The organism is Pseudomonas sp. GL_090, from assembly GCF_057837765.1.
Genome location: NZ_CM174452.1, coordinates 956,850 through 980,597, shown reverse-complemented (window position 1 = coordinate 980,597; position 23,748 = coordinate 956,850). Strand labels below are relative to the sequence as shown.

Sequence of the window (23,748 nt, the reverse complement as noted above, 5' to 3'; positions counted from 1 at the left end):
ATGCAAACTTTTTTTATCGCGCCCACCGATTTTGGTGTGGGTCTGACCTCCATCAGCCTCGGGCTGGTGCGCACCCTTGAGCGCGCCGGGCTCAAGGTCGGTTTCTTCAAGCCGATTGCCCAGCCGCATCCAGGCGACACGGGCCCGGAACGTTCCACCGAACTGGTGGCCCGTACCCACGGCTTGAAACCGCCACAGCCCCTGGGCCTGGCCCATGTCGAGCGCATGCTCGGCGACGGTCAGCTCGATGAACTGCTCGAAGAAATCATCGCCCTTTATCAGCAGGCGGCCATCGGCAAGGACGTGCTGATCGTCGAAGGCATGGTGCCGACCCGCAGCGCCAGTTACGCCGCGCGGGTCAACCTGCACCTGGCCAAGAGCCTCGACGCCGAAGTGATCCTGGTCTCGGCACCGGAAAACGAAGTGCTGACCGAACTGTCGGGCCGCGTCGAGTTGCAGGCGCAATTGTTCGGTGGTCCGAAAGACCCGAAAGTCCTCGGCGTGATCCTCAACAAGGTCAAGACCGAAGAAAGCATGGAGGCCTTCGCCTCGCGCCTGAAGGAACATTCGCCGTTGCTGCGCAGTGGTGATTTCCGCTTGCTCGGCTGCATTCCGTTCCAGCCGGAACTGAACGCCCCGCGCACCCGCGACGTCGCCGACCTGATGGGCGCGCAAGTGCTCAACGCCGGTGATTACGAAACCCGGCGCATGACCAAGATCATCATTTGCGCCCGCACCATGCGCAACACCGTGGAGTTGCTCAAGCCCGGCGTGCTGGTGGTGACCCCCGGCGACCGCGACGACATCATCCTCGCCGTCAGCCTCGCGGCCTTGAACGGCGTGCCGCTCGCCGGCCTGCTGCTGACCAGCGACACCCTGCCCGACCCGCGCATCATGGACCTGTGTCGCGGCGCCCTGCAGGCCGGGTTGCCGGTGCTGTCGGTGAGTACCGGTTCCTATGACACCGCCAACCTGCTCAATGGCCTGAACAAGGAAATCCCCATCGACGACCGCGAGCGCGCCGAAATCATCACCGATTTCATCGCCGGCCATCTCGATGCCAACTGGTTGCACCAGCGCTGCGGTACACCACGGGAGATGCGCCTGTCGCCAGCGGTGTTCCGCTATCAATTGATCCAGCGCGCCCAGGCGGCCAACAAGCGCATCGTGCTGCCTGAAGGCAGCGAGCCGCTGACCGTGCAGGCTGCCGCGATCTGCCAGGCCCGTGGCATCGCTCGCTGTGTGTTGCTGGCCAAGCCCGAGGACGTGCAGGCCGTCGCCCGCGCCCAGGGCATCGAGTTGCCGCCGGGACTGGAAATCATCGATCCGGACTCGATCCGCGAGCGCTATGTCGAGCCCATGGTCGCGCTGCGCAAAAGCAAAAGCCTCAACGCGCCGATGGCCGAGCAACAACTGGAAGACACCGTGGTGATCGGCACCATGATGCTGGCCCTGGATGAAGTCGACGGCCTCGTGTCGGGCATAATCAACACCACCGCCAACACCATCCGCCCGGCCCTGCAACTGATCAAAACCGCGCCGGGCTGCACCCTGGTGTCGTCGGTGTTCTTCATGCTGTTCCCGGAAGAGGTACTGGTGTACGGCGACTGCGTGATGAACCCGCACCCGAGCGCCAGCGAACTGGCCGAGATCGCCCTGCAAAGCGCTGACTCGGCCGCCGCATTCGGCATCACGCCACGGGTGGCGATGATCAGCTACTCCAGCGGCGAGTCGGACAGCGGCGAAGAGGTCGAGAAGGTCCGCGAGGCGACCCTGCTCGCCCACGAACAACAGCACTCACTGCTGATCGACGGCCCCTTGCAGTACGACACCGCCGCCAACGAAAGCGTGGCCCGGCAACTGGCGCCGAACAGTCAGGTGGCCGGTCGTGCCACGGTGTACGTGTTCCCCGACCTCAACACCGGCAACACCACGCACAAGGCCGTACAACGTAGCGCCGACTGCGTGAGCCTTGGGCCGATGCTGCAAGGCCTGCGCAAACCGGTGAACGATTTGCCGCGCGGCGCGCAGGTCGATGACATCGTCTACACCATCGCATTGACCGCGATTCAAGCTGCCAACCGACCTATGGATGTGTAAATGCTGGACTTCCTACCTGCTCCGCTGCGGGGCGTGATCGCCTCGCTGCTGTTGGCACTGAACACGATTCTGCTCTGCTCGTTCCTGTTCTGCGTGGCGCTCGTCAAGGTATTGCCGTTCGCCCTCACCCAGCGCCTCGCGGGCTGGCTGATGAGCCATACCCACGAAGCCTGGATCAGCCTCAACAAAGGCTGGATGAACCTGGTGCGCCGCACACGCTGGCACATCAGCGGCTTGCAAGGCCTCGACTATCAGCACTCGTACCTGATCACCAGCAACCACCAGAGCTGGGTCGACATCCTGGTGCTGCAATACGTGCTCAACCGGCGCATTCAACCGTTGAAGTTCTTTCTCAAGCAGGAGCTGATCTGGGTGCCGGTTATCGGTCTGGCGTGGTGGGCGCTGGGCTTTCCGTTCATGAAACGCTACTCCAAGGCCTATCTGGAGAAGCACCCGGAGAAGAAAGGCAAGGACCTGGAAACCACCCGCAAGACCTGTGCGAAATTCCGCGACAACCCGGTGGGCATTTTCAATTTCGTCGAAGGCACGCGCTTCACCGAGGGCAAGCACAAGCAACAGCAGTCGCCCTTCAAGTACCTGCTCAAGGCCAAGGCTGGCGGCATTGCCTTTGTGCTGGATGCGATGGGCGAGCAGCTTGAATCCCTGGTCAACGTGACCATCCACTACCCTGCCGGGCGTCCGGGTTTCTGGGATTTGCTGTGCGGGAATGTGGCGGACGTGGTGGTGCACTTTGAAGAGCTGAAGATTCCGCCGCAGTTCATTGGCAAGAACTATGACCAGGACGGCGAATACCGTTTGCAGTTTCAGGGCTGGATCAACCAGTTGTGGCAGGACAAGGATGCGTTGCTGGAACAGATGCATCGGGAGTATCCAGGCAAACACTAATCCCCTGTAGGAGCGAGCCTGCTCGCGATAGCGGTCGTACATTCAGAATTTATGTCGACTGATCCACCGCTATCGCGAGCAGGCTCACTCCTACAGTTGACCGAGTCGATCTGAAATAAAAAAAAACCCGCCGGTGATTACTCATCGGCGGGTTTTTCATTTTCCGGCTAGCGCTTAGATCGCACCACGCTCACGCAGCAGACCCAGCACTTGCTTCACGCCTTCTTCCAGCGAAACGGACTGGGTGTCGATCACCAGATCGGCATCCAGCGGCACGTCGTACGGGAAGGAGTCGCCCGGGATGTTATCCCCGGCCGCGGCGTACAAACCTTGCGGATCGCGCTCGGCGCAGACCGTCGGCGAAGCCTGGACGTAGACCGTCAGCAGACGTTCCTTGCCGATCAGTTCCCGTGCCTGTTCACGCCCTTCGGCACTCGGGGCAACGAACGCCGCGAGGGTCAACAGACCGGCTTCGTTGAACTGACGCGCAACGTGGGCGGCACGACGCCAGTTCTCGGTACGCCCGGCGCGATCCTGTGGCAGACCTTTGTTCAGGTCGTGACGCAGGTTCTGGCCATCGAGTACGAACACCGCACGCCCCAGGTCGAACAGCTTGCGTTCAACGGCATACGCCAGGGTGCTTTTGCCCGCGCCCGACAAGCCGCTGAACAACACGGTGGCCGGTTGCTGGCCGAAGCGCTGTGCGCGTTCTTCGGTGGCGACGTGGGCCAGTTTGCCGTGGTGCGTGCTGGTGCCATGGACCAAAGGCTGGGCGACGATCATGCCCGCGCCAACGGTGCCGTTGGTCAAGCGGTCGATGATGATGAAGGCGCCGGTGGTGCGGTTGCTGTCGTAACCGTCGAGGGCAATCGGCGCATCGAGCGCGATCTTGACCTTGCCGATTTCGTTCAGCTGCAACGCGCTGGCCGGACCTTCTTCCAGGGTGTTCACGTCGACCTTGTTGACGATGCTGGCGATGGAGCCTGGCACGTAACTGGTGGCGCGCTTGATGTCGTATTTCTTGCCCGGCAGCATCGGCTCTTCAGCCATCCACACCAGCATGGCTTCGAAGCTGTCGGTCACCGGCGGCACGTTGTCGGCGTGAACCAACAGGTCGCCACGGGAGATATCGATTTCGTCTTCCATGGTCAGCGTGACAGCCTGACCTGGACCTGCATGCTCCAGCTCACCTTCGAAGGTGACGATGGACTTCACGCGGCTGCTCTTGCCCGACGGCAGCACCACGACTTCGTCGCCTTTCTTGACGATGCCGCTGGCCAGCGTACCGGCGAAGCCACGGAAGTTCAGGTTCGGACGGTTGACGTACTGCACCGGAAAACGCAGGTCGGTGAAGTTGCGATCGCCCGCCACTTCCACGGTCTCGAGAATTTCCATCAGCGACTGGCCGGTGTACCACGGCGAGCGCTCGGACTTGTTCACCACGTTGTCGCCCTTCAAAGCCGACATCGGCACGAAGTGCATCGTGGTGGGCTTCATCTTCAAGCCTTCGGCGAACTGCAGGTAATCGGCCTTGATCGACTCGAACACACCCTGGTCGAAGTCCTTGAGGTCCATCTTGTTGATGGCCACGACTATGTGCTTGATGCCCAGCAACGAGGCAATGAAGCTGTGGCGACGGGTCTGGGTCTGCACGCCGTAACGGGCGTCGACCAGGATGATCGCCAGGTCACAGGTGGAGGCACCAGTGGCCATGTTGCGGGTGTACTGCTCATGGCCCGGGGTGTCGGCGATGATGAATTTGCGCTTGGCGGTGGAGAAATAGCGGTACGCGACATCGATGGTGATGCCTTGTTCGCGCTCGGCCTGCAGGCCGTCGACCAGCAGCGCCAGGTCGATGTCTTCACCGGTGGTGCCGACTTTTTTCGAGTCGCGGGTAATGGCTTCCAGGTGATCTTCGTAGATCATCTTGGAGTCGTGCAGCAGGCGCCCGATCAGGGTGCTCTTGCCGTCGTCGACGTTACCGCAGGTCAGAAAGCGCAGCAGCTCTTTACGTTCGTGCTGGCCCAGGTAGGCGAGGATGTCCTCGCTGATCAAATCAGATACGTGCGACATGACAACCCCTTAGAAATAACCCTGACGTTTTTTGTCTTCCATGGAGCCGGCGCCATCGTGGTCGATGACACGGCCCTGGCGCTCGGAAGTTCGCGTCAGGAGCATTTCCTGAATGATGTCCGTGAGGCTTTCGGCCTCGGACTCCACCGCGCCCGTCAACGGGTAGCAACCAAGGGTACGGAAACGCACTTTCTTTTTGACGATGCGCGCTTTGTCCTCATCGCTCAGGTGCTCGAGGATGCGCTCGTCGTCGATCATGATCAGCGTGCCGTTCTTCTCGATGACTTCACGCTCGGCAGCGAAGTACAGCGGGACGATCGGGATGCCTTCAAGATAGATGTACTGCCAGATGTCCAGCTCGGTCCAGTTCGACAGCGGGAAGACGCGGATCGACTCGCCCTTGTTGACCTTGCCGTTGTAGACGTTCCACAGCTCGGGACGCTGGTTTTTCGGATCCCAGCGGTGCTTGCTGTCGCGGAACGAGTACACGCGCTCTTTGGCGCGGGATTTCTCTTCATCGCGACGGGCGCCGCCGAATGCTGCGTCGAAACCATACTTGTCGAGTGCCTGCTTCAGGCCCTCGGTCTTCATGATATCGGTGTGCTTGGCGCTGCCGTGGGTGAACGGGTTGATGTCCTGCGCCACGCCGTCCGGGTTGACGTGGGTGATCAGGTCAAGGCCCAGCTCGGCGACCATCTTGTCGCGGAAGCTGTACATCTCCTTGAATTTCCAGCGAGTGTCGACGTGCATCACCGGAAACGGCAGCTTGCCCGGGAAGAACGCCTTGCGTGCCAGATGCAGCATCACGGCGGAGTCTTTACCGATGGAGTACAGCATCACCGGGTTATCGAACTCGGCGGCCACCTCGCGGATGATGTGGATGCTTTCCGCCTCCAGCTGTTTCAGATGCGTCAGTTTGTCGACCATGGCTACTCACGAAAACTTTCTTATGAACGGCCAGCGGGCCGTGTTCGAGCGGGGATGCTAGCACAGCGACCACTTCTAATCAGGACGCCAACTAGATCGAAAGAGCATATGAATATGCCCCGGCGTTTGGGCCAAACGCACCCCCTGTAGGAGCGAGCCTGCTCGCGATGGTCGTCAACGATAACGCTGGGAGCCTGACACCCTGCGGTGTTCTCAGGTTCATCGCGAGCGAGCTCGCGCCTACAGGGATGGCGTTTCGTCAGATCGGATTCGGGCAATCGATGAAGATGTGCTCCAGCGCAAACCGGCGAGCCAGATAATCCCCCAGCGCCTGAACGCCGTAGCGCTCGGTCGCATGGTGACCGGCGGCGATGAAGCTGATGTCGTTTTCCCGGGCGCTGTGGAAAGTTTGCTCGGAAGCCTCGCCACTGAGGTACAGATCGACACCGGCCAGAATGGCCTGATCGATGTAACCCTGGCCACCACCAGTGCACCAGCCGACGCGGCGGATCATGGCGCTGCCTTCGATCAACAGCGGCTCACGCCCCATCACCTCCTGGACGCGGCGAGCGAAATCCCGGGGCATCATCGGCTCGCTGAGTGAGCCGACCAGGCCGACAATCTTCAGGTTGTCGGGGTCCAGCGGACCTTCGACGGTGATGTCAAGCTGCCGCGCGAGCTGCACGTTATTGCCCACGTCCGGGTGCAGGTCCAGCGGCAGGTGATAAGACAACAGGCTGATGTCGTGCTTGAGCAAGGTCTTCAAGCGGCGCTGTTTCATGCCGGTGATGCACGGGTTCTCGCCTTTCCAGAAGTAGCCGTGATGCACCAGCACCAGATCGGCATTGGCTTCCACGGCCGCATCGAGCAAGGCCTGGCTGGCGGTGACGCCACTGACAATGCGCATCACTTGCGGACGGCCTTCGACTTGCAAGCCGTTGGGGCAATAATCGGCGATTCTGGCGCTGTTGAGGTAGCGGTCGGCTTCTTCAACCAGGGTGCTCAGGGCGACGGCCATAAAAGACTCCTAAATATCCCGTTCAGAGGCGCGTGCGGCCTCGTATAATGCGCGTCATTATGAGCGGTCTCATACCGCCTGCAACTCTCTCAGGAACTGCTTAATGCTCAAGGCGCTGCGTTTTTCCGGCTGGCCGCTGTTGGCCGGCGTGCTTGTCGCTCTTTTGATAATCCAGCGTTACCCGCAGTGGGTCGGGCTCCCGAGCCTCGACGTCAATCTGCAACAAGCGCCGCAAACCACCAGCATGCAACTGGGCCCGGTGTCTTATGCCGAAGCGGTATCCACCGCGGCGCCATCGGTGGTGAACCTGTACACCACCAAAGTCATCAACAAACCCAATCATCCGTTGTTCGAAGATCCGCAGTTCCGGCGCTTCTTCGGCGATAACTCGCCCAAGCAGAAACGCATGGAGTCGAGCCTCGGTTCCGGCGTGATCATGAGCCCGGAAGGCTACATCCTGACCAACAACCACGTGACCAGCGGCGCCGACCAGATCGTGGTGGCGCTCAAGGACGGCCGGGAAACCCTGGCGCGGGTGATCGGCAGCGACCCGGAGACTGACCTCGCAGTTCTGAAAATCGACCTGAAGAACCTGCCGGCGATTACCGTGGGGCGTTCCGACAACATCCGCATCGGCGACGTCGCGCTGGCCATCGGCAACCCGTTCGGCGTCGGCCAGACCGTGACCATGGGCATCATCAGCGCCACCGGGCGCAACCAGCTGGGCCTGAACAACTACGAAGACTTCATCCAGACCGATGCGGCGATCAACCCAGGCAACTCAGGCGGTGCGCTGGTGGATGCCATTGGCAACCTGACCGGCATCAACACGGCGATTTTCTCCAAGTCCGGGGGCTCCCAGGGCATTGGTTTCGCGATCCCGGTGAAGCTGGCGATGGAAGTGATGAAGTCAATCATCGAGCACGGCCAGGTGATTCGTGGCTGGCTGGGTATCGAAGTGCAGCCGCTGACCCAGGAACTGGCCGAGTCGTTCGGCTTGTCCGGGCGCCCGGGCATTGTCGTGGCGGGGATTTTCCGCGATGGTCCGGCACAGAAGGCCGGCCTGCAACTGGGTGATGTGATTCTTGCCATCGATGGTGAACCGGCCGGTGATGGCCGTCGCTCGATGAATCAGGTGGCGCGGATCAAGCCGACCGACAAGGTCGCGATCGAGGTGATGCGCAACGGCAAGGAACTCAAGCTGATGGCGGAAGTCGGCCTGCGTCCGCCACCGGCTCCGGTCAAAGATAAAGAAGAAGAGTAAGCAGCTCACACCGCCCTTTGTAGGAGCGAGCCTGCTCGCGATGGTGTGTCAGTCACCGTTGATTTATCTGACACACCATCGCGAGCAGACTCGCTCCTACAGGGGGAAGTGGCGTTTTAGAGATCGCCAAGGCCGTCGATCAGCGCCTGATTCTGCTCAGGCGTGCCGATGGAGATCCGCAGGAACTGGGCAATCCGCTCCTGCTTGAAGTGCCGGACGATCACGCCTTGCTCACGCAACTTCGCCGCAAGCCCCGCCGCATCGTACCGGGGATGACGGGCAAAAATGAAGTTCGCCGCCGATGGCAGCACTTCAAAACCCTTCTCCTCCAACTGTGCAACGACCTTCTCGCGATTCTCGATCACCAACCGGCAGGTCTTGTCGAAATACTCGCGATCCTCGAACGCCGCGGCAGCGCCGACATTCGCCATGCGGTCCAGCGGATAGGAGTTGAAGCTGTTCTTGATCCGCTCCAGCGCTTCGATCAGGTCCGGATGGCCGACCGCCAAACCAACCCGTAGACCCGCCAGGGAGCGGGACTTGGACAGGGTCTGGGTCACCAGCAGGTTCGGATAACGGTCCACCAGGGAGATTGCCGTCTCACCGCCGAAGTCGATGTAGGCCTCATCCACCACCACCACGGAATCCGGGCTGGCCTTGAGAATCTGCTCCACCGCCTCCAGCGCCAACAGGCAGCCGGTCGGTGCGTTCGGGTTGGGGAAGATGATCCCGCCGTTCGGCCTGGCGTAGTCCGTCGGGTTGATCTGGAACTGCTCGTCCAGCGGCACCGCGTCGAACTTGATGCCGTACAACCCGCAGTAGACCGGGTAGAAGCTGTAGCTGATGTCCGGGAACAGCAGCGGCTGATCGTGCTGCAGCAAACCGTGGAAGATGTGCGCCAGCACTTCATCGGAACCGTTGCCGAGGAACACCTGGTTGCTCCGCACGCCATAGTATTTGGCGACCGCGTTCTTCAGCAGATCGCTATTGGGGTCCGGGTACAGGCGCAGGTTGTCATTGAGTTCGGTTTGCATCGCAGCCAAGGCTTTCGGCGATGGACCGTACGGGTTTTCGTTGGTGTTGAGTTTCACCAGCTTCGCCAGTTTCGGCTGTTCGCCCGGCACGTACGGCACCAGATTCTTGACGAACGGGCTCCAGAATTTACTCATGTTCACTCCCCCTGCTCTTCATTAAAGAGCTCGTCAACGATGCGGTATTCGGCGCTGCGAGCGTGAGCGGTCAGCGACTCGCCACGGGCCAGCACGGAAGCGGTCTTGCCCAGTACGGACGCGCCCTGCTCGGAGCAGAAGATGATCGACGAACGTTTCTGGAAGTCATACACGCCCAGCGGCGAAGAAAAGCGCGCAGTGCCGGAGGTCGGCAACACGTGGTTGGGACCTGCGCAGTAGTCGCCCAGGGCCTCGGAGGTGTGACGCCCCATGAAGATCGCACCGGCGTGGCGGATCTGCGGCAGCCAGGCTTGTGGATCGGCAACGGACAATTCGAGGTGTTCCGGCGCGATGCGGTTGGCCACTTCGATGGCTTGCTCCATGTCGCGAACCTTGATCAGCGCACCACGGCCATTGATCGAGGTTTCGATGATCGCGGCGCGTTCCATGGTTGGCATCAGTTTGGCGATGCTGGCGGCGACTTTGTCGAGGAACTCGGCGTCGGGGCTGACCAGGATTGCCTGGGCGTCTTCGTCGTGCTCGGCCTGGGAGAACAGGTCCATGGCGATCCAGTCCGGATCGGTCTGGCCGTCGCACACCACGAGGATCTCGGAGGGACCGGCGATCATGTCGATACCGACCTGGCCAAACACGTGGCGCTTGGCGGTGGCGACATAGATGTTACCCGGCCCAACGACCTTGTCGACCTTCGGTACGCTTTCGGTGCCGTAAGCCAATGCGGCAACGGCTTGAGCACCACCGATGGTGAACACGCGGTCGACACCGGCGATGCAGGCAGCGGCCAGCACCAGTTCATTGATTTCACCGCGCGGGGTCGGTACCACCATGACCACTTCGGTGACGCCGGCGACCTTGGCCGGAATCGCGTTCATCAATACCGACGACGGGTACGACGCCTTGCCACCTGGCACGTACAGACCGGCGCGGTCCAGCGGCGTGACTTTCTGGCCCAGCACGGTGCCGTCGGCCTCGGTGTAGCTCCAGGAGTCCTGCTTCTGTTTTTCGTGGTAGCTACGCACACGAGCCGCGGCGACTTCCAGGGCTTCGCGCTGAGGCACGGAGATGCGGGTCAGCGCCAGTTCCAGACGCTCGCGCGGCAGAATCAGGTCGGCCATGGACTTCACGTCCAGGCCGTCGAACTGGCGGGTAAAGTCCACCAGTGCCGCGTCACCGCGCTCACGCACGGCCTTGATGATGTCCAGCACCCGCTGATTGACCGAGTCGTCAGACACACTTTCCCAGCTCAGCAGATGATCCAGATGATGCGCGAAATCCGGGTCAGCAGCGTTGAGTCGGCGAATTGCAGTCGGTGCGGTCATAGCGAGAGCCTCATAGGAATGGCAAAAACTCAGGCGCCCGAAGCTAGCACTCCATCCGCTTGGGCACCTGAGAATTCTGGCTATGAGGCGGATAGACGGGCGCGACTTAACGTCGCGCAGGTGAATCAGCCGCGGTGTCGAGACTCCACTGCCTTGCGCAGGGTGTCGATCAACGCCTGGATACGGGCGTGCTGCATCTTCATCGATGCTTTGTTGACGATCAGCCGGGAGCTGATGGCCGCAATGAAATCCTGTGGTTCCAGGCCGTTGGCCCTCAGCGTGTTGCCGGTGTCGACCACGTCGATGATCTTGTCGGCAAGGCCGATCAGCGGTGCCAGTTCCATCGAGCCGTACAGCTTGATGATGTCGACCTGACGACCCTGTTCAGCGTAATAACGCTTGGCAACGTTGACGAACTTGGTGGCGATGCGCAGACGCCCCTTGGGCTCGACTGCACCGACCTTGCCGGCCGTCATCAACTTGCACTGGGCAATTTGCAGGTCCAGAGGCTCGTACAGGCCCTGGCCACCATATTCCATCAGCACATCTTTACCGGCGACACCGAGGTCGGCGGCACCATGTTCGACGTAAGTCGGCACGTCGGTGGCGCGCACGATCAGCAGGCGTACATCTTCCTGGGTCGTGGGAATGATCAGCTTGCGGCTCTTGTCCGGATTCTCGGTCGGCACGATGCCCGCTTCAGCCAGAAGCGGCAGGGTGTCGTCAAGGATGCGGCCCTTGGACAGTGCGATGGTCAACATGGGAAACGTCAGTCCTTATCAAGGTACTCATGCCCGGTCGCAAATGGCGCCGGACACACATCGAGCCGGAAACCGGCTCGACTTTACAACAATTCAACGGGCACATCCTTATGCCCATGCAGCAGAAACTAGCCCGGTACGCGGCGGATCTTGGCGCCGAGCATCTGCAGTTTCTCTTCGATGCACTCGTAACCACGGTCTATGTGGTAGATGCGATCGATCAGGGTATCGCCTTCGGCGATCAGCGCCGAGATCACCAGGCTGGCCGAAGCACGCAGGTCGGTGGCCATGACTGGCGCGCCCTTGAGCTTTTCGATCCCGGTAACGATCGCGGTGTTGCCTTCGACCTGGATGTGAGCGCCCATGCGGTGCAGTTCGTAAACGTGCATGAAGCGGTTTTCGAAGATCGTCTCGATCACGGCACCAGTGCCTTCGGCAATGGCGTTGAGGGAGATGAACTGCGCCTGCATGTCGGTCGGGAACGCCGGGTACGGAGCGGTCCGCACGTTGACGGCTTTCGGACGCTTGCCGTGCATGTTCAGCTCGATCCAGTCTTCGCCGCAGGTGATTTCGGCACCGGACTCACGGAGTTTTTCCAGAACGGCTTCGAGGATAGTCGGATCCGTATCCTTGACCTTCACACGACCACCGGTCACCGCCGCCGCCACCAGGTAGGTGCCGGTTTCGATACGGTCGGGCATTACTTTATAAGTGGTGGTGTGCAGACGCTCGACGCCATCGATGGTGATGGTGTCGGTGCCGGCGCCGGAAACCTTGGCGCCCATGGCGTTCAGGAAGTTCGCCAGGTCGACCACTTCCGGCTCGCGCGCCGCGTTGGCCAGCACGCTACGGCCCTTGGCCAGGGCGGCAGCCATCATGATGTTTTCGGTACCGGTCACACTGACGGTATCGAAGAAGAAGTGCGCACCGCGCAGGCCGCCTTCAGGCGCCTTGGCCTTGATGTAGCCGCCTTCGACGTCGATGACCGCACCCATGGCTTCCAGGCCACGGATGTGCAGGTCAACCGGACGCGAACCGATGGCGCAACCGCCAGGCAAGGCGACTTCGGCTTCACCGAAACGGGCAACCATCGGGCCCAGCACCAGGATCGACGCACGCATGGTCTTAACCAGTTCGTACGGTGCGATCAGCGTCTTGATGGTGCGCGGGTCGATTTCGACGGCGAGTTTCTCGTCGATCACAGGTTCAATACCCATGCGCCCGAACAGCTCGATCATGGTGGTGATGTCGTGCAGGTGCGGCAGGTTGGCCACGGTCACCGGGCCATCGCACAGCAAAGTGGCAGCCAGGATCGGCAAGGCAGAGTTCTTTGCCCCGGAGATGCGGATTTCGCCGTCAAGACGAGCACCGCCAGTAATAATCAATTTATCCATAAGAATCTCGACGCCCTTGGGCTCAGGTGCGCTCGGCCCAGGCCGCGCTGCTGAAAAATTTCATAGTGACCGCATGGATGCTGCCATCGGTGATCCATGGGTTCAAATGGGCATAGACCTGCTGCTGACGCTTCACCGGGCTCAACGCCGCCAGTTCATCGCTAATCACGTTCAGCTGGAAATTGCAGCCTTCGCCCTCGACTTCCACTTTCGTTCCGGGCAGCTTTCCTTCAAGAAAGCTCTTAACTTCGTTGGCCTGCATGCTCAACCTCAATCGGCGCCCTGTGCGCGCGGGTCGGACATCATACAAAAAAGCCCCGCGCCTGCGAACCCCGCCAAGCAGGACTCGGACGGGGGGCTTGTTCATAGATGCGGGTTAGGGATGCGCCAACAGCTCGGTCAGCTCGCTGACCTGAGCGATTTCACGCATGTCTTCGGGCATCCCGTGGATGCTCAGGGTCTTGCCGGCTGCCTGCGCATCTCGGATAAAGCACAGCAGCAACGACAAACCGACACTGCTGGACTTGGTCACCGCCGAGCAATCGACCACCAGCGCCGCAGCCTTGCTGGCCTTGATCAGCGCCTTGCCCTGCTCGCGCAGGCCAGGGCCGCTGCGGTAATCCAGCACGCCACTAAGGAGCAGCTCGCCCGCTTCGTCCATCCGGACTGCCGACTCACTCATTGGGCTGACTGCTCCGGCTTCTTGTCGGTGGCTTCCTTGGCCTTGGCGACTTCCCCGGCCCAACCGTTGATGGTCTTGTCCAGGTCGTTGCCATTACGCTGCATCGCATCGGCGAACTGATCGCGGAACAGCTTGCCGATGTTGATGCCGTTGATGATGACGTTACGCAGCTTCCACTCGCCGTTGATCTTTTCCAGCGTGTAGGACACTGGATAGATCGCGCCGCTGCTGCCCTTGACGGTCATGCCAACGCTGGTACGGTCGCCCGACTCGTCTTTGGCCGGCTCAACGGTGATGCCCTGGTTGTTGTACTCCAGCAGGGCATTGCCGTAGAACTGGAACAGACCCTTCTTGAAGTTTTCTTCGAAGGTCTTCATTTGCGCAGGCGTAGCTTTCTTAGAGTATTTGACCGTCATGATGCTCTTGGAAATGCCCTCGGCATCCACAACCGGCCCGACGATGTTGTTCAGCGCCGTATAGAAGTCCTGCGGGTCCTGCTTGTACTTCTCTTTGTTTGCAGCCAGGTCCGCGAGCATACGGTTGGTTGTGTCCTGCACCAGATCGTGCGCCGAAGGCGCCGCCACGGCATGGGACACCAACGGAAACACCGCGAGCATTACCAACAGGCCACGTCGCAAGGTAGAGATCATTTAACTGTTCCTCATTTAGCTTCTTTGCTAACGGTATTGAGCAGGAATTTACCGATCAGGTCTTCGAGCACCAGCGATGACTGCGTGTCATGGATGGTTCCACCATCCTTGAGCAGGGTGTCTTCCCCGCCCACGCTGATGCCGATGTACTTCTCGCCCAACAGGCCAGCGGTCAGGATAGATGCAGTGGAGTCCGCCGGCAGATTATCGATGCGTTTTTCCAGCTGCATGGTCACCCGACCGGTGAAACTGTCGCGATCCAGATCGATGGCCGTGACCTTGCCGATGGTCACACCGGCCATGGTCACCTTTGCTCTGACCGTCAAACCGGCGATATTGTCGAAGTAGGCGTAAAGTTTATACGTGTCGGTGCTCGAAGTCGGGGACAGACCACTGACCCGCAACGCCAACAAGAGCAAAGCCAGGATGCCAGCCAGCAAGAAAAGGCCGACACCGATTTCCAGGGTGCGGTTTTGCATCAGAAATCTCCAAACATCAAGGCGGTCAGAATAAAGTCCAGGCCGAGTACTGCCAACGAGGCATACACAACGGTCTTGGTAGTGGCACGACTGATCCCCTCGGAAGTGGGTTCGCAGTCATAGCCTTGGAATACGGCGATCCAGGTCACGACAAAGGCAAAGACGACGCTTTTGACGATCCCGTTGAGTACGTCTTCGGTGAACGTCACGCTGTTCTGCATGTTCGACCAATAGGAACCTTCATAGACTCCCAGCCAGTCGACCGCCACCCACGAGCCGCCCCAGATACCCACCACGCTGAAAATCATCGCCAGCACCGGCAGGGAAATGAAACCGGCCCACAAGCGTGGCGCGATGATGTACTTGAGCGGGTCGACCCCGATCATTTCCAGGCTGGACAACTGCTCGGTGGACTTCATGTTGCCGATTTCGGCGGTCAACGCCGAACCTGCGCGCCCGGCGAACAGCAAGGCGGTCACCACCGGCCCCAGCTCACGCAGCAGCGTCAGCGCCACCATCTGCCCGACGGCCTGCTCTGAACCATAGCTGGAAAGAATGTTGAAGCCCTGCAGCGCCAGCACCATACCGATGAACACCCCGGAGACCACGATGATCACCAGGGACATCACGCCCACCGAATGCAACTGCTTGACCAGCAGCCCGAAGCCGCCACCGATACCGCCCCGGCCGAGCAAGGCATGGAACAGGAACAGGCTCGAACGCCCGAACACCGCCAGCACATCGATGCCGGCCTGGCCGAAGCGGCGAACGCGTTCTATCAATGAAATTCTGCGCATCAGCGCTTCCCCAGAAGATCTGCGCGGTAATCCGTCGCTGGAAAGTGGTACGGAACCGGGCCATCGGGTTCGCCGGTCATGAACTGGCGAATGCGCGGTTCATCCGAGTTCATCAACTCGTCCGGCGTACCCTGCCCCAACACCTGACCATCGCCCACCACATAAATGTAATCGGCAATGCTCGCGGTCTCGGCCAGATCGTGGGATACCACGATGCTGGTGATGCCCAGCGCATCGTTGAGCAAACGAATCAGGCGCACCAGAACGCCCATTGCGATGGGGTCCTGGCCGACAAACGGCTCGTCGTACATGAGGATCTGTGGATCGAGAGCGATCGCCCGGGCCAGCGCAACACGGCGCTTCATGCCGCCGGAAAGCTCGTCAGGCATCAGTTCGATGGCACCGCGCAAGCCCACGGCCTGCAGCTTGAGCAGGACGATGTCACGGATCATTTCTTCCGGCAGTTGCGTGTGAACCCGCAACGGAAAAGCGACGTTCTCGAAGACATCGAGGTCGGTAAACAGTGCGCCGCTCTGAAACAACACGCCCATGTGCTTGCGCGCATCGAACAGGTCGCTGCGCGACAGTTTCGGCAGGTTCTGACCGTTGACCCAGACTTCACCCTTGGTGGGCCGCAGCTGGGCGCCCATCAGACGCAGGAGCGTGGTCTTGCCACACCCGGAAGGCCCCATGATGCCGGTGACCTTGCCGCGCGGGATACGGATATCGACATTATTGAAAATGCTGCGCGCACCGCGCTTGAAGGACAGTCCCTTCAGCTCGACCGCGTAGGCGTTATCGGCACTCATCTAAACTCCTTGCGATGCAGCCTCTCACTTGGACGCCTGGCTTTCTGACGAAAGCACATACCTCCCGGGCAGGCCGAACTGGCGGCGAACTATATCACTGCAAAGGCTGCGCGCCCAAGGCCAAAGCCAGGACATGTTCAACTGCATGACAGCTTGAAAGCCCCGTTTAGAAGGTTTCCGGCAACAAGGATGACAATGCGCGACGAACTAGCGTGAGGGATTCGATCATAACCGCTATAATCGCCGCCTTTTCATCAGGCTATACGATTTCTGACATGAGCCAATCCAGCGACCTGATTCAATCGGCACAACGCACCATCCGCCTCGAGGTAGAAGCCGTGCAAGGCCTGCTACCCCATATCGACGCAGATTTCGTACGCGCTTGCGAGATGATTCTGGCCAGCAAAGGCCGCGTGGTCGTGGTCGGCATGGGTAAGTCGGGGCACATCGGCAACAAGATTGCCGCAACCCTGGCCAGCACCGGCACCACGGCGTTTTTTGTGCACCCGGCTGAAGCCAGCCACGGTGACATGGGCATGATTACCCGCGACGACATCATTCTGGCGCTCTCGAACTCCGGCTCCACCAATGAAATCGTGACCCTGCTGCCACTGATCAAGCGCCTGGGCATCCAGTTGATCAGCGTGACCGGCAACCCTGACTCGCCGCTGGCCAAGGCCGCCGAGGTTAACCTGAATGTTCACGTCGAACACGAAGCCTGCCCGTTGAACCTGGCACCCACTTCATCGACCACCGCCGCTCTGGTCATGGGCGACGCCCTGGCCGTTGCGCTGCTGGAAGCCCGCGGCTTTACCGCCGAAGACTTCGCCTTTTCCCATCCTGGTGGCGCCCTGGGCCGACGCCTGCTGCTGAAAGTGGAAAATGTCATGCACGCCGGGCAAGAGCTGCCGCAAGTACAGCGCGGCACCCTGCTGAAGGACGCGCTAATGGAAATGACCCGCAAAGGCCTGGGCATGACCGTGATCCTGGAAGCCGATGGAAAGCTGGCCGGGATCTTTACCGACGGTGACTTGCGTCGCACGCTGGACCGTAGCATCGACATCCATAGCGCTACCATCGACCAGGTCATGACTGCACACGGCAAGACCGCCCGCGCCGAGATGCTCGCCGCCGAAGCGCTGAAAATCATGGAAGACCATAAAATCAACGCGCTGGTCGTGGTCGACCGTGAAGACCGCCCGGTCGGCGCCTTGAACATGCACGACTTGCTGCGTGCGGGAGTAATGTAATGAGTGCGGACCTGCTGCAACGCGGCAAACAGATCAAGCTGGCGGTGTTCGATGTCGATGGCGTGCTGACCGACGGGCGCCTGTACTTCCTCGAAGACGGCAGCGAATTCAAGACGTTCAACACCCTCGACGGCCAGGGCATCAAGATGCTGATGGCCGCCGGCGTGCAGACCGCCATCATCAGTGGCCGCAAGACCCCGGTAGTCGAGCGGCGGGCCAAAAACCTCGGTATCCCGCACCTCTATCAGGGTCGCGAAGATAAACTGGTGGTACTCGATGAGCTACTGGCCCAACTCAACCTGAGCCATGAACAGGTGGCCTACCTCGGCGACGACCTGCCGGACCTGCCGGTGATTCGCCGCGTCGGCCTGGGCATGGCAGTGGCCAATGCCGCCAGTTTCGTGCGTGAACACGCTCACGGCATCACCCTCGCCCGTGGCGGCGAAGGTGCCGCTCGCGAATTCTGCGAATTGATCCTGCGCGCCCAGGACCGCCTCGATGCGGCCAATGCGGCGTACCTGTGAGCCCACTATGCTGAGCAAAAAGTTTCGCAACACCCTGATGTACAGTTGCATCGCGGCGATATTCGCCGCGGTTGGCTACTGGAACATCAGCCCGGAACGCTTCCTCGACAAGCCGGTAACGCCGGTCGATGAAAGCGCGATCGACTATTACGCCATCAACGCCCACAGCGTGCAGTACCTGCCCGACGGCAAGCTGCAATATGATCTGGTGTCCGACAAGGTCGAGCACCTCAAAGCGACCGAAGTGACATTGCTGACCAACCCCGACCTGAATGTGTTCCGCGGCACTGAATTCCCGTGGCACGTCCAGAGCCTGCGCGGCGAGGTCAACCCTGACGGCACACAGGTCGAACTGATCGATGACGTGCGCATCACGCGCTTCGACGAGAAAAACCGTAGAACCCTGATCACCAGCACCCGCATGACCGTGTTCCCGCAGCAGCAATATGCGCAGACCGAGCAAGACGTTAGAATCGACGGCGCTGGCGGTGTATCGACTGGCAAGGGAATGAAAGCGTATTTGAAAGAAAGCAGGATACACCTGCTATCGAACGTAAGAGGACAGTATGAGGCTCGTTAAAACCCTCCCGATTTTGCTCAGTCTGGGCGCAGCACTGGGAAGCGTGAGCGCCTGGGCTCTGCCGGAAGATCAACAGCAGCCTATCCGCATTCAGGCCGACGACGCCCAACTGGACGACAAGCAAGGCATTGCGACCTATAAGGGTGACGTGATCATCACCCAAGGCTCGATGAAGGTGACAGGCAACACCGTTACCATTACCCGCACCTCGACTGGCGACATTGACGTAGTGACCTCGGTGGGCAACCTGGCGTACTTCGAGCAATTGCAAACGGCTGGTGATACCAAGCCTGTTCAGGGCTGGGGCGTGACGATCCAGTATCACGCCTCGCAAAATCGCGTCGTGCTGATCGACAAGGCCAAAGTTGTCGACAAGGACAACAACGTCACCCAAGGCGAAAAAATTGTCTACGACACCGACAAGAAGCTCGCCAGCGCCGGTCGCGCCACGGGCAGCAAGATCACAGAGTCGCGCCCGCGCATCGACATGGTGATCCAGCCGAAGAAGAAAACCGACGAGAAAAAGGCCCAGTAATGGCAACTCTGAAAGCTCAGCATCTGGCCAAGAGCTACAAGAGCCGCCAGGTCGTGCGTGACGTCAGCCTGTCCATCGACAGCGGCCAGATCGTCGGCCTGCTTGGCCCGAACGGCGCCGGCAAGACCACCTGCTTCTACATGATCGTCGGCCTGGTACAGGCTGACCAGGGACGCGTCCTGATCGACGACCTGGACGTCAGCCACCAGCCGATGCACGGCCGTGCAAAAGCCGGTATCGGCTACCTGCCGCAGGAAGCATCGATCTTTCGCAAGCTGTCGGTGGCCGACAACATCATGGCCATCCTCGAGACCCGCAAGGAACTCGACAAGGCCGGCCGTCGCAAGGAGCTGGAAAGCCTGCTGCAGGAGTTCCACATCAGCCACATCCGCGACAACCTGGGCATGAGCCTGTCCGGTGGTGAGCGCCGTCGCGTGGAAATCGCCCGCGCCCTGGCCACCAACCCGAAATTCATCCTCCTCGACGAACCCTTCGCCGGCGTGGACCCGATTTCGGTCGGCGACATCAAGCAGATCATTCACCACCTCAAGGCCAAAGGCATTGGCGTGCTGATCACGGACCACAACGTTCGTGAAACCCTGGATATCTGTGAAACCGCCTACATCGTCAATGACGGTCAACTGATCGCCGAAGGCGACGCAGAGACCATCCTGGCCAACGATCTGGTCAAGGAAGTGTATCTGGGCCATGAGTTCCGCCTGTAAGCGCTGAGCTGTGCCCAGGCAGTCGCCCGGGCACCTGACCGGCCCACTCACCAGCGCCTCGTGCCGACAAGCGTGGTCAGCCCCCGACAAGGGCAGCGCAGCAACACAACTTTATAGTTTTTTATTGTTACAGCGCTCTAGGCAAATCCTTCAGTTTCAGGCATATAATTTGCTTAAGTTTGGCGCCCCGGCGCCCTGTAGTGGATGGCGCATGTGCGCCGGCGAATAAGGTGTTAAGCCCCTGCCATGAAACCATCGCTAGTCTTGAGAATGGGCCAGCAGCTGACGATGACACCGCAGCTGCAACAGGCCATCCGCCTGCTCCAATTGTCGACCCTGGACCTGCAACAGGAAATCCAGGAGGCCCTGGAGTCCAATCCGATGCTCGAACGCCAGGAAGAAGGCGACGACTTCGACAACTCCGACCCCTTGGCCGACAACGCCGAACAAAAGCCCAACACGGATATTCAGGAACCTTCCTACCAGGAAAGCGCCCCTACGGTTGATAACCTTGAGGAAGGCGACTGGAACGAACGCATTCCCAACGAACTTCCCGTCGATACTGCCTGGGAAGACGTTTACCAGACCAGCGCCAGCAGCCTGCCCAGCAACGACGATGACGAGTGGGACTTCACCACCCGCACATCGGCCGGCGAAAGCCTGCAGAGCCACTTGCTGTGGCAACTGAACCTGGCCCCGATGTCCGACACCGATCGCCTGATCGCCGTGACCCTGATCGACTGCATCAACAATCAAGGTTACCTGGACGAAACCCTCGAGGAGATCCTCGAAGCCTTCGACCCGGAACTGGACATCGAACTGGACGAAATCGAAGCCGTCCTGCACCGCATCCAGCAATTCGAGCCTGCCGGCATCGGCGCCCGCAACCTGGGCGAATGCCTGCTGCTGCAATTGCGCCAGCTGCCTGCCAAGACCCCTTGGCTGGCCGAGGCCAAGCGCCTGGTCACCGATTACATCGACCTGCTTGGCAGCCGCGACTACAGCCAGTTGATGCGTCGCATGAAGCTCAAGGAAGACGAACTGCGCCAGGTCATCGAACTGGTCCAGAGCCTCAACCCGCGCCCGGGCTCGCAGATCGAGTCCACCGAAGCCGAGTATGTCGTTCCTGACGTCATCGTGCGCAAGGACAACGAGCGCTGGCTGGTGGAGCTCAATCAGGAGTCGGTGCCACGGCTGCGGGTCAATGCCCAATACGCCGGTTTCGTGCGCCGCGCCGACACCAGTGCCGACAACACCTTCATGCGCAATCAGTTGCAGGAGGCCCGCTGGTTCATCAAGAGCCTGCAAAGCCGCAATGAAACCCTGATGAAGGTTGCCACCCAGATCGTCGAGCATCAGCGCGGGTTCCTCGAATATGGCGACGAAGCCATGAAGCCGCTGGTCCTGCATGACATCGCCGAAGCGGTAGGCATGCATGAATCGACGATTTCACGGGTGACCACCCAGAAGTTCATGCACACCCCCCGGGGCATTTATGAACTGAAGTACTTTTTCTCCAGTCACGTAAGCACCTCCGAAGGCGGCGAATGCTCGTCCACGGCGATCCGGGCGATCATCAAAAAACTGGTTGCAGCGGAAAATCAGAAAAAGCCGTTGAGTGACAGCAAGATCGCTGGTTTACTGGAGGCACAAGGCATTCAGGTGGCTCGCCGCACCGTCGCCAAGTACCGCGAATCCCTCGGGATCGCGCCTTCGAGCGAACGCAAGCGGTTGATGTAGAGCCACGCCACAGCGTTCCAGTGGTAGATCATCTGATCTACCGCTTTATGCACTGGCAACGAAGGAGAAGCTGTATGCAAGTCAACATCAGTGGACACCAACTGGAAGTGACCGAACCTCTTCGCACCTACATCGGCGAAAAACTCGAACGATTGGAGCGACATTTCGACAAGATCACTAATGTGCAGGTCACGATGACCGTCGAAAAACTGAAGCAGAAAATCGAAGCCACGCTGCATATTCCCGGGAATGAAGTGGTCGCCAACGCGGAACATACCGATATGTACGCCGCGATCGACGCACTCACCGACAAGCTGGATAAACAACTCAAAAAGCATAAGGAAAAGACCCAGAGCCTCCTCCAGGGCGCAACCGGTCGTTAACACTCCCTACCCATGATCCGACTTGAAAGTATCCTGACCCCCGGCCGTTCCCTGGTGAACGTGCCGGGAGGCAGTAAAAAGAAAGCCCTCGAACAAATTGCCAATCTGATCGCCCGCGAAGTGCCGGCCCTGGAGATGCAAGATGTCTTCGAGGCACTGATCGCCCGTGAAAAACTCGGCTCCACCGGGTTTGGCAATGGCATCGCCATTCCACATTGCCGTCTCAAGGGCTGTGTTTCGCCCATCAGTGCATTGATGCACCTGGACGCCCCTATCGATTTCGACGCCATCGATGGCGCGCCGGTTGACCTGCTGTTCGTGCTGCTGGTCCCGGAAGCCGCCACCGATGCGCACCTTGAGCTGCTGCGCCAGATCGCCAGCATGCTCGACCGCAAGGAAGTGCGCGAAAAGCTGCGAAGTGCTGCAAGCAACGAAGCCCTGTATCAGGTTGTCCTGGACGAGCAAAACGGTCAGTAATCATGCGCTTGATCATCGTCAGTGGCCGTTCCGGCTCAGGTAAAAGTACCGCCCTCAACGTTCTTGAGGACAACGGCTACTACTGCATCGACAACCTGCCCGCCGGTCTGCTGCCGGAGCTGGCCGAACGCGCCCTGGTTCATACCGAGATGTTGCAGCCGCTGGTCGCCGTTTCCATTGACGCGCGCAACCTGCCCAGCCACCTGTCACGTTTCCCCGACCTGCTCGAGGAAGTCCGTGCCCGCCACATCAAGTGCGATGTGCTGTACCTGGACGCCGACGAAGAAACCCTGCTCAAGCGTTTCTCCGAAACCCGCCGACGTCACCCCCTGAGCAACGCCAACCGCTCGCTGGCCGAAGCCATCAACGTCGAGAGCGTCCTGCTCGGGCCGATTGCCGACCTTGCCGATCTCAAGATCAACACCACCAGCCTGAACCTGTATCAACTGCGCGATGCCATCAAACTGCGCCTGTTGAATCAGCCGGAACCTGGGACTGCGTTCCTGGTGGAGTCCTTCGGCTTCAAGCGCGGCATGCCGGTGGACGCCGACCTGGTGTTCGATGTGCGCTGCCTGCCCAACCCTTACTGGAAACCGGAGTTGCGCGAGCAGTCCGGGCTCGATCAACCGGTTGCCGAATACCTGGCGGCACAACCGGATGTCGAAGAGATGTTCCAGGACATTTCCACATACCTGCTAAAGTGGCTGCCTCGTTTTGCCGCCAGCAACCGCGCCTACGTCACCATTGCCATTGGCTGCACTGGCGGACATCACCGTTCCGTCTACCTGACCGAGCGTCTGGGGCAGACGCTGCAACAATCCCTGAAGAACGTCCAGGTCCGCCACCGCGACCTCAGCTAAAGGATTCACATCGCGATGCCTGCTCTGGAAATCGAAATCATCAATAAATTGGGCCTGCACGCTCGCGCTTCTGCAAAATTCGTTGGGGTGGCAGGTCAGTTCCCGTGCCAGATCCGGGCCGGTCGTACACCAGAGTCCATGGTCGATGGCAAAAGCATCATGGCGATGATGATGCTGGCCGCCGGCAAAGGCACCACGATCCACTTGAGCACAGAAGGCGAGCAGGAACAGGAAGCGCTGGAAGCGCTGGTGGCGCTGATCAACAACTACTTCGACGAAGGCGAGTAATACAACCACAAAAGCCC

Annotated in this window: 26 protein-coding genes; 13 read left to right on the top strand and 13 right to left on the bottom strand. The window is 60.1% G+C overall.

Annotation, left to right across the window (positions count from 1 at the left end; all coding sequences use genetic code 11):
• Window positions 1–2,100: a phosphate acetyltransferase gene (pta, locus tag AC3ITA_RS04270; RefSeq protein WP_489279557.1), complete on the top strand. Its 2,100-nt coding sequence runs from the start codon at window positions 1–3 to the stop codon at window positions 2,098–2,100.
• Window positions 2,101–3,006 carry a 1-acylglycerol-3-phosphate O-acyltransferase, YihG family gene (gene yihG / locus AC3ITA_RS04265; RefSeq protein WP_489279556.1) on the top strand — a complete coding sequence of 302 codons (906 nt, stop codon included), beginning with the start codon at window positions 2,101–2,103 and terminating at the stop codon, window positions 3,004–3,006.
• A 174-nt stretch (window positions 3,007–3,180) separates the two neighbouring features.
• On the opposite strand, the gene cysN is transcribed toward yihG, so the two are convergent.
• The 3 genes from cysN to AC3ITA_RS04250 form a co-directional block, all read right to left on the bottom strand.
• Complete coding sequence (gene cysN, locus AC3ITA_RS04260; RefSeq protein ID WP_150672187.1) at window positions 3,181–5,079, bottom strand: sulfate adenylyltransferase subunit CysN; 1,899 nt, start codon at window positions 5,077–5,079, stop codon at window positions 3,181–3,183.
• A gap of 9 nt (window positions 5,080–5,088) precedes the next feature.
• Window positions 5,089–6,006: a sulfate adenylyltransferase subunit CysD gene (gene cysD / locus AC3ITA_RS04255; RefSeq protein ID WP_008046199.1), complete on the bottom strand. Its 918-nt coding sequence runs from the start codon at window positions 6,004–6,006 to the stop codon at window positions 5,089–5,091.
• Between the two features lie 259 nt (window positions 6,007–6,265).
• Complete coding sequence (locus AC3ITA_RS04250; protein WP_150672188.1) at window positions 6,266–7,024, bottom strand: Nif3-like dinuclear metal center hexameric protein; 759 nt, start codon at window positions 7,022–7,024, stop codon at window positions 6,266–6,268.
• Between the two features lie 103 nt (window positions 7,025–7,127).
• Between AC3ITA_RS04250 and algW the strand changes: the two genes are divergently transcribed.
• Window positions 7,128–8,288: a Do family serine endopeptidase AlgW gene (gene algW, locus AC3ITA_RS04245; protein WP_095944278.1), complete on the top strand. Its 1,161-nt coding sequence runs from the start codon at window positions 7,128–7,130 to the stop codon at window positions 8,286–8,288.
• A gap of 116 nt (window positions 8,289–8,404) precedes the next feature.
• Here algW and hisC read toward each other — a convergent pair whose 3' ends face one another.
• From hisC to AC3ITA_RS04195, 10 genes are all read right to left on the bottom strand, one after another.
• Window positions 8,405–9,457, bottom strand: coding sequence for a histidinol-phosphate transaminase (gene hisC, locus AC3ITA_RS04240; protein ID WP_095944277.1), 1,053 nt, complete (start codon window positions 9,455–9,457; stop codon window positions 8,405–8,407).
• Window positions 9,458–9,459: 2 nt separating this feature from the next.
• Complete coding sequence (gene hisD / locus AC3ITA_RS04235) at window positions 9,460–10,797, bottom strand: histidinol dehydrogenase (protein WP_095944276.1); 1,338 nt, start codon at window positions 10,795–10,797, stop codon at window positions 9,460–9,462.
• 125 nt (window positions 10,798–10,922) lie between these two features.
• Window positions 10,923–11,558 carry an ATP phosphoribosyltransferase gene (gene hisG, locus AC3ITA_RS04230; RefSeq protein WP_008018703.1) on the bottom strand — a complete coding sequence of 212 codons (636 nt, stop codon included), beginning with the start codon at window positions 11,556–11,558 and terminating at the stop codon, window positions 10,923–10,925.
• A gap of 128 nt (window positions 11,559–11,686) precedes the next feature.
• A complete protein-coding gene (gene murA / locus AC3ITA_RS04225) occupies window positions 11,687–12,952 on the bottom strand; it encodes a UDP-N-acetylglucosamine 1-carboxyvinyltransferase (RefSeq protein ID WP_095944275.1) in 1,266 nt (421 codons plus the stop codon).
• Window positions 12,953–12,974: 22 nt separating this feature from the next.
• A complete protein-coding gene (locus AC3ITA_RS04220) occupies window positions 12,975–13,214 on the bottom strand; it encodes a BolA family protein (protein ID WP_020796650.1) in 240 nt (79 codons plus the stop codon).
• A gap of 114 nt (window positions 13,215–13,328) precedes the next feature.
• Window positions 13,329–13,634 (bottom strand): STAS domain-containing protein, encoded by a 306-nt coding sequence (locus tag AC3ITA_RS04215; RefSeq protein ID WP_150672189.1) that lies wholly within the window; start codon window positions 13,632–13,634, stop codon window positions 13,329–13,331.
• Window positions 13,631–14,284 (bottom strand): MlaC/ttg2D family ABC transporter substrate-binding protein, encoded by a 654-nt coding sequence (locus tag AC3ITA_RS04210; RefSeq protein WP_095944273.1) that lies wholly within the window; start codon window positions 14,282–14,284, stop codon window positions 13,631–13,633. Before AC3ITA_RS04210 ends, AC3ITA_RS04215 begins: the two co-directional genes overlap by 4 nt.
• Before the next feature lie 11 nt (window positions 14,285–14,295).
• On the bottom strand, window positions 14,296–14,763 hold the full coding sequence (mlaD, locus tag AC3ITA_RS04205) for an outer membrane lipid asymmetry maintenance protein MlaD (RefSeq protein ID WP_095944272.1): 468 nt from the start codon (window positions 14,761–14,763) through the stop codon (window positions 14,296–14,298).
• A complete protein-coding gene (gene mlaE / locus AC3ITA_RS04200) occupies window positions 14,763–15,560 on the bottom strand; it encodes a lipid asymmetry maintenance ABC transporter permease subunit MlaE (protein WP_095944271.1) in 798 nt (265 codons plus the stop codon). The genes mlaD and mlaE overlap by 1 nt, the downstream gene beginning before the upstream one ends.
• Window positions 15,560–16,369 carry an ATP-binding cassette domain-containing protein gene (locus tag AC3ITA_RS04195; RefSeq protein WP_008001295.1) on the bottom strand — a complete coding sequence of 270 codons (810 nt, stop codon included), beginning with the start codon at window positions 16,367–16,369 and terminating at the stop codon, window positions 15,560–15,562. The genes mlaE and AC3ITA_RS04195 overlap by 1 nt, the downstream gene beginning before the upstream one ends.
• A 275-nt stretch (window positions 16,370–16,644) precedes the next feature.
• Between AC3ITA_RS04195 and AC3ITA_RS04190 the strand changes: the two genes are divergently transcribed.
• The 10 genes from AC3ITA_RS04190 to AC3ITA_RS04145 all read left to right on the top strand — a co-directional run bounded on the left by AC3ITA_RS04190 (window position 16,645) and on the right by AC3ITA_RS04145 (window position 23,731).
• Window positions 16,645–17,619 carry a KpsF/GutQ family sugar-phosphate isomerase gene (locus AC3ITA_RS04190; RefSeq protein ID WP_008046161.1) on the top strand — a complete coding sequence of 325 codons (975 nt, stop codon included), beginning with the start codon at window positions 16,645–16,647 and terminating at the stop codon, window positions 17,617–17,619.
• A complete protein-coding gene (locus AC3ITA_RS04185) occupies window positions 17,619–18,143 on the top strand; it encodes a KdsC family phosphatase (protein ID WP_095944270.1) in 525 nt (174 codons plus the stop codon). Before AC3ITA_RS04190 ends, AC3ITA_RS04185 begins: the two co-directional genes overlap by 1 nt.
• A gap of 7 nt (window positions 18,144–18,150) precedes the next feature.
• Entirely contained in the window at window positions 18,151–18,723 is a 573-nt protein-coding gene (gene lptC, locus AC3ITA_RS04180; RefSeq protein ID WP_095944269.1) for an LPS export ABC transporter periplasmic protein LptC, read from the top strand.
• The gene (gene lptA, locus AC3ITA_RS04175; RefSeq protein ID WP_095944268.1) at window positions 18,710–19,258 is read left to right on the top strand and encodes a lipopolysaccharide transport periplasmic protein LptA; all 549 of its coding nucleotides are present in this window, start codon (window positions 18,710–18,712) and stop codon (window positions 19,256–19,258) included. Before lptC ends, lptA begins: the two co-directional genes overlap by 14 nt.
• Window positions 19,258–19,983 (top strand): LPS export ABC transporter ATP-binding protein, encoded by a 726-nt coding sequence (gene lptB / locus AC3ITA_RS04170; RefSeq protein WP_008054366.1) that lies wholly within the window; start codon window positions 19,258–19,260, stop codon window positions 19,981–19,983. The genes lptA and lptB overlap by 1 nt, the downstream gene beginning before the upstream one ends.
• A gap of 246 nt (window positions 19,984–20,229) precedes the next feature.
• A complete protein-coding gene (locus AC3ITA_RS04165; RefSeq protein WP_095944267.1) occupies window positions 20,230–21,723 on the top strand; it encodes an RNA polymerase factor sigma-54 in 1,494 nt (497 codons plus the stop codon).
• A gap of 74 nt (window positions 21,724–21,797) precedes the next feature.
• Window positions 21,798–22,106 (top strand): ribosome hibernation-promoting factor, HPF/YfiA family, encoded by a 309-nt coding sequence (hpf, locus tag AC3ITA_RS04160; protein ID WP_007941242.1) that lies wholly within the window; start codon window positions 21,798–21,800, stop codon window positions 22,104–22,106.
• A 12-nt stretch (window positions 22,107–22,118) separates the two neighbouring features.
• Complete coding sequence (gene ptsN / locus AC3ITA_RS04155; protein WP_008046148.1) at window positions 22,119–22,583, top strand: PTS IIA-like nitrogen regulatory protein PtsN; 465 nt, start codon at window positions 22,119–22,121, stop codon at window positions 22,581–22,583.
• Between the two features lie 2 nt (window positions 22,584–22,585).
• A complete protein-coding gene (gene rapZ / locus AC3ITA_RS04150; protein WP_095944266.1) occupies window positions 22,586–23,443 on the top strand; it encodes an RNase adapter RapZ in 858 nt (285 codons plus the stop codon).
• A gap of 15 nt (window positions 23,444–23,458) precedes the next feature.
• Window positions 23,459–23,731, top strand: a complete 273-nt coding sequence (locus AC3ITA_RS04145; RefSeq protein ID WP_095944265.1) for an HPr family phosphocarrier protein — start codon at window positions 23,459–23,461, stop codon at window positions 23,729–23,731.
• The last annotated feature ends 17 nt before the right edge of the window (window positions 23,732–23,748 follow it).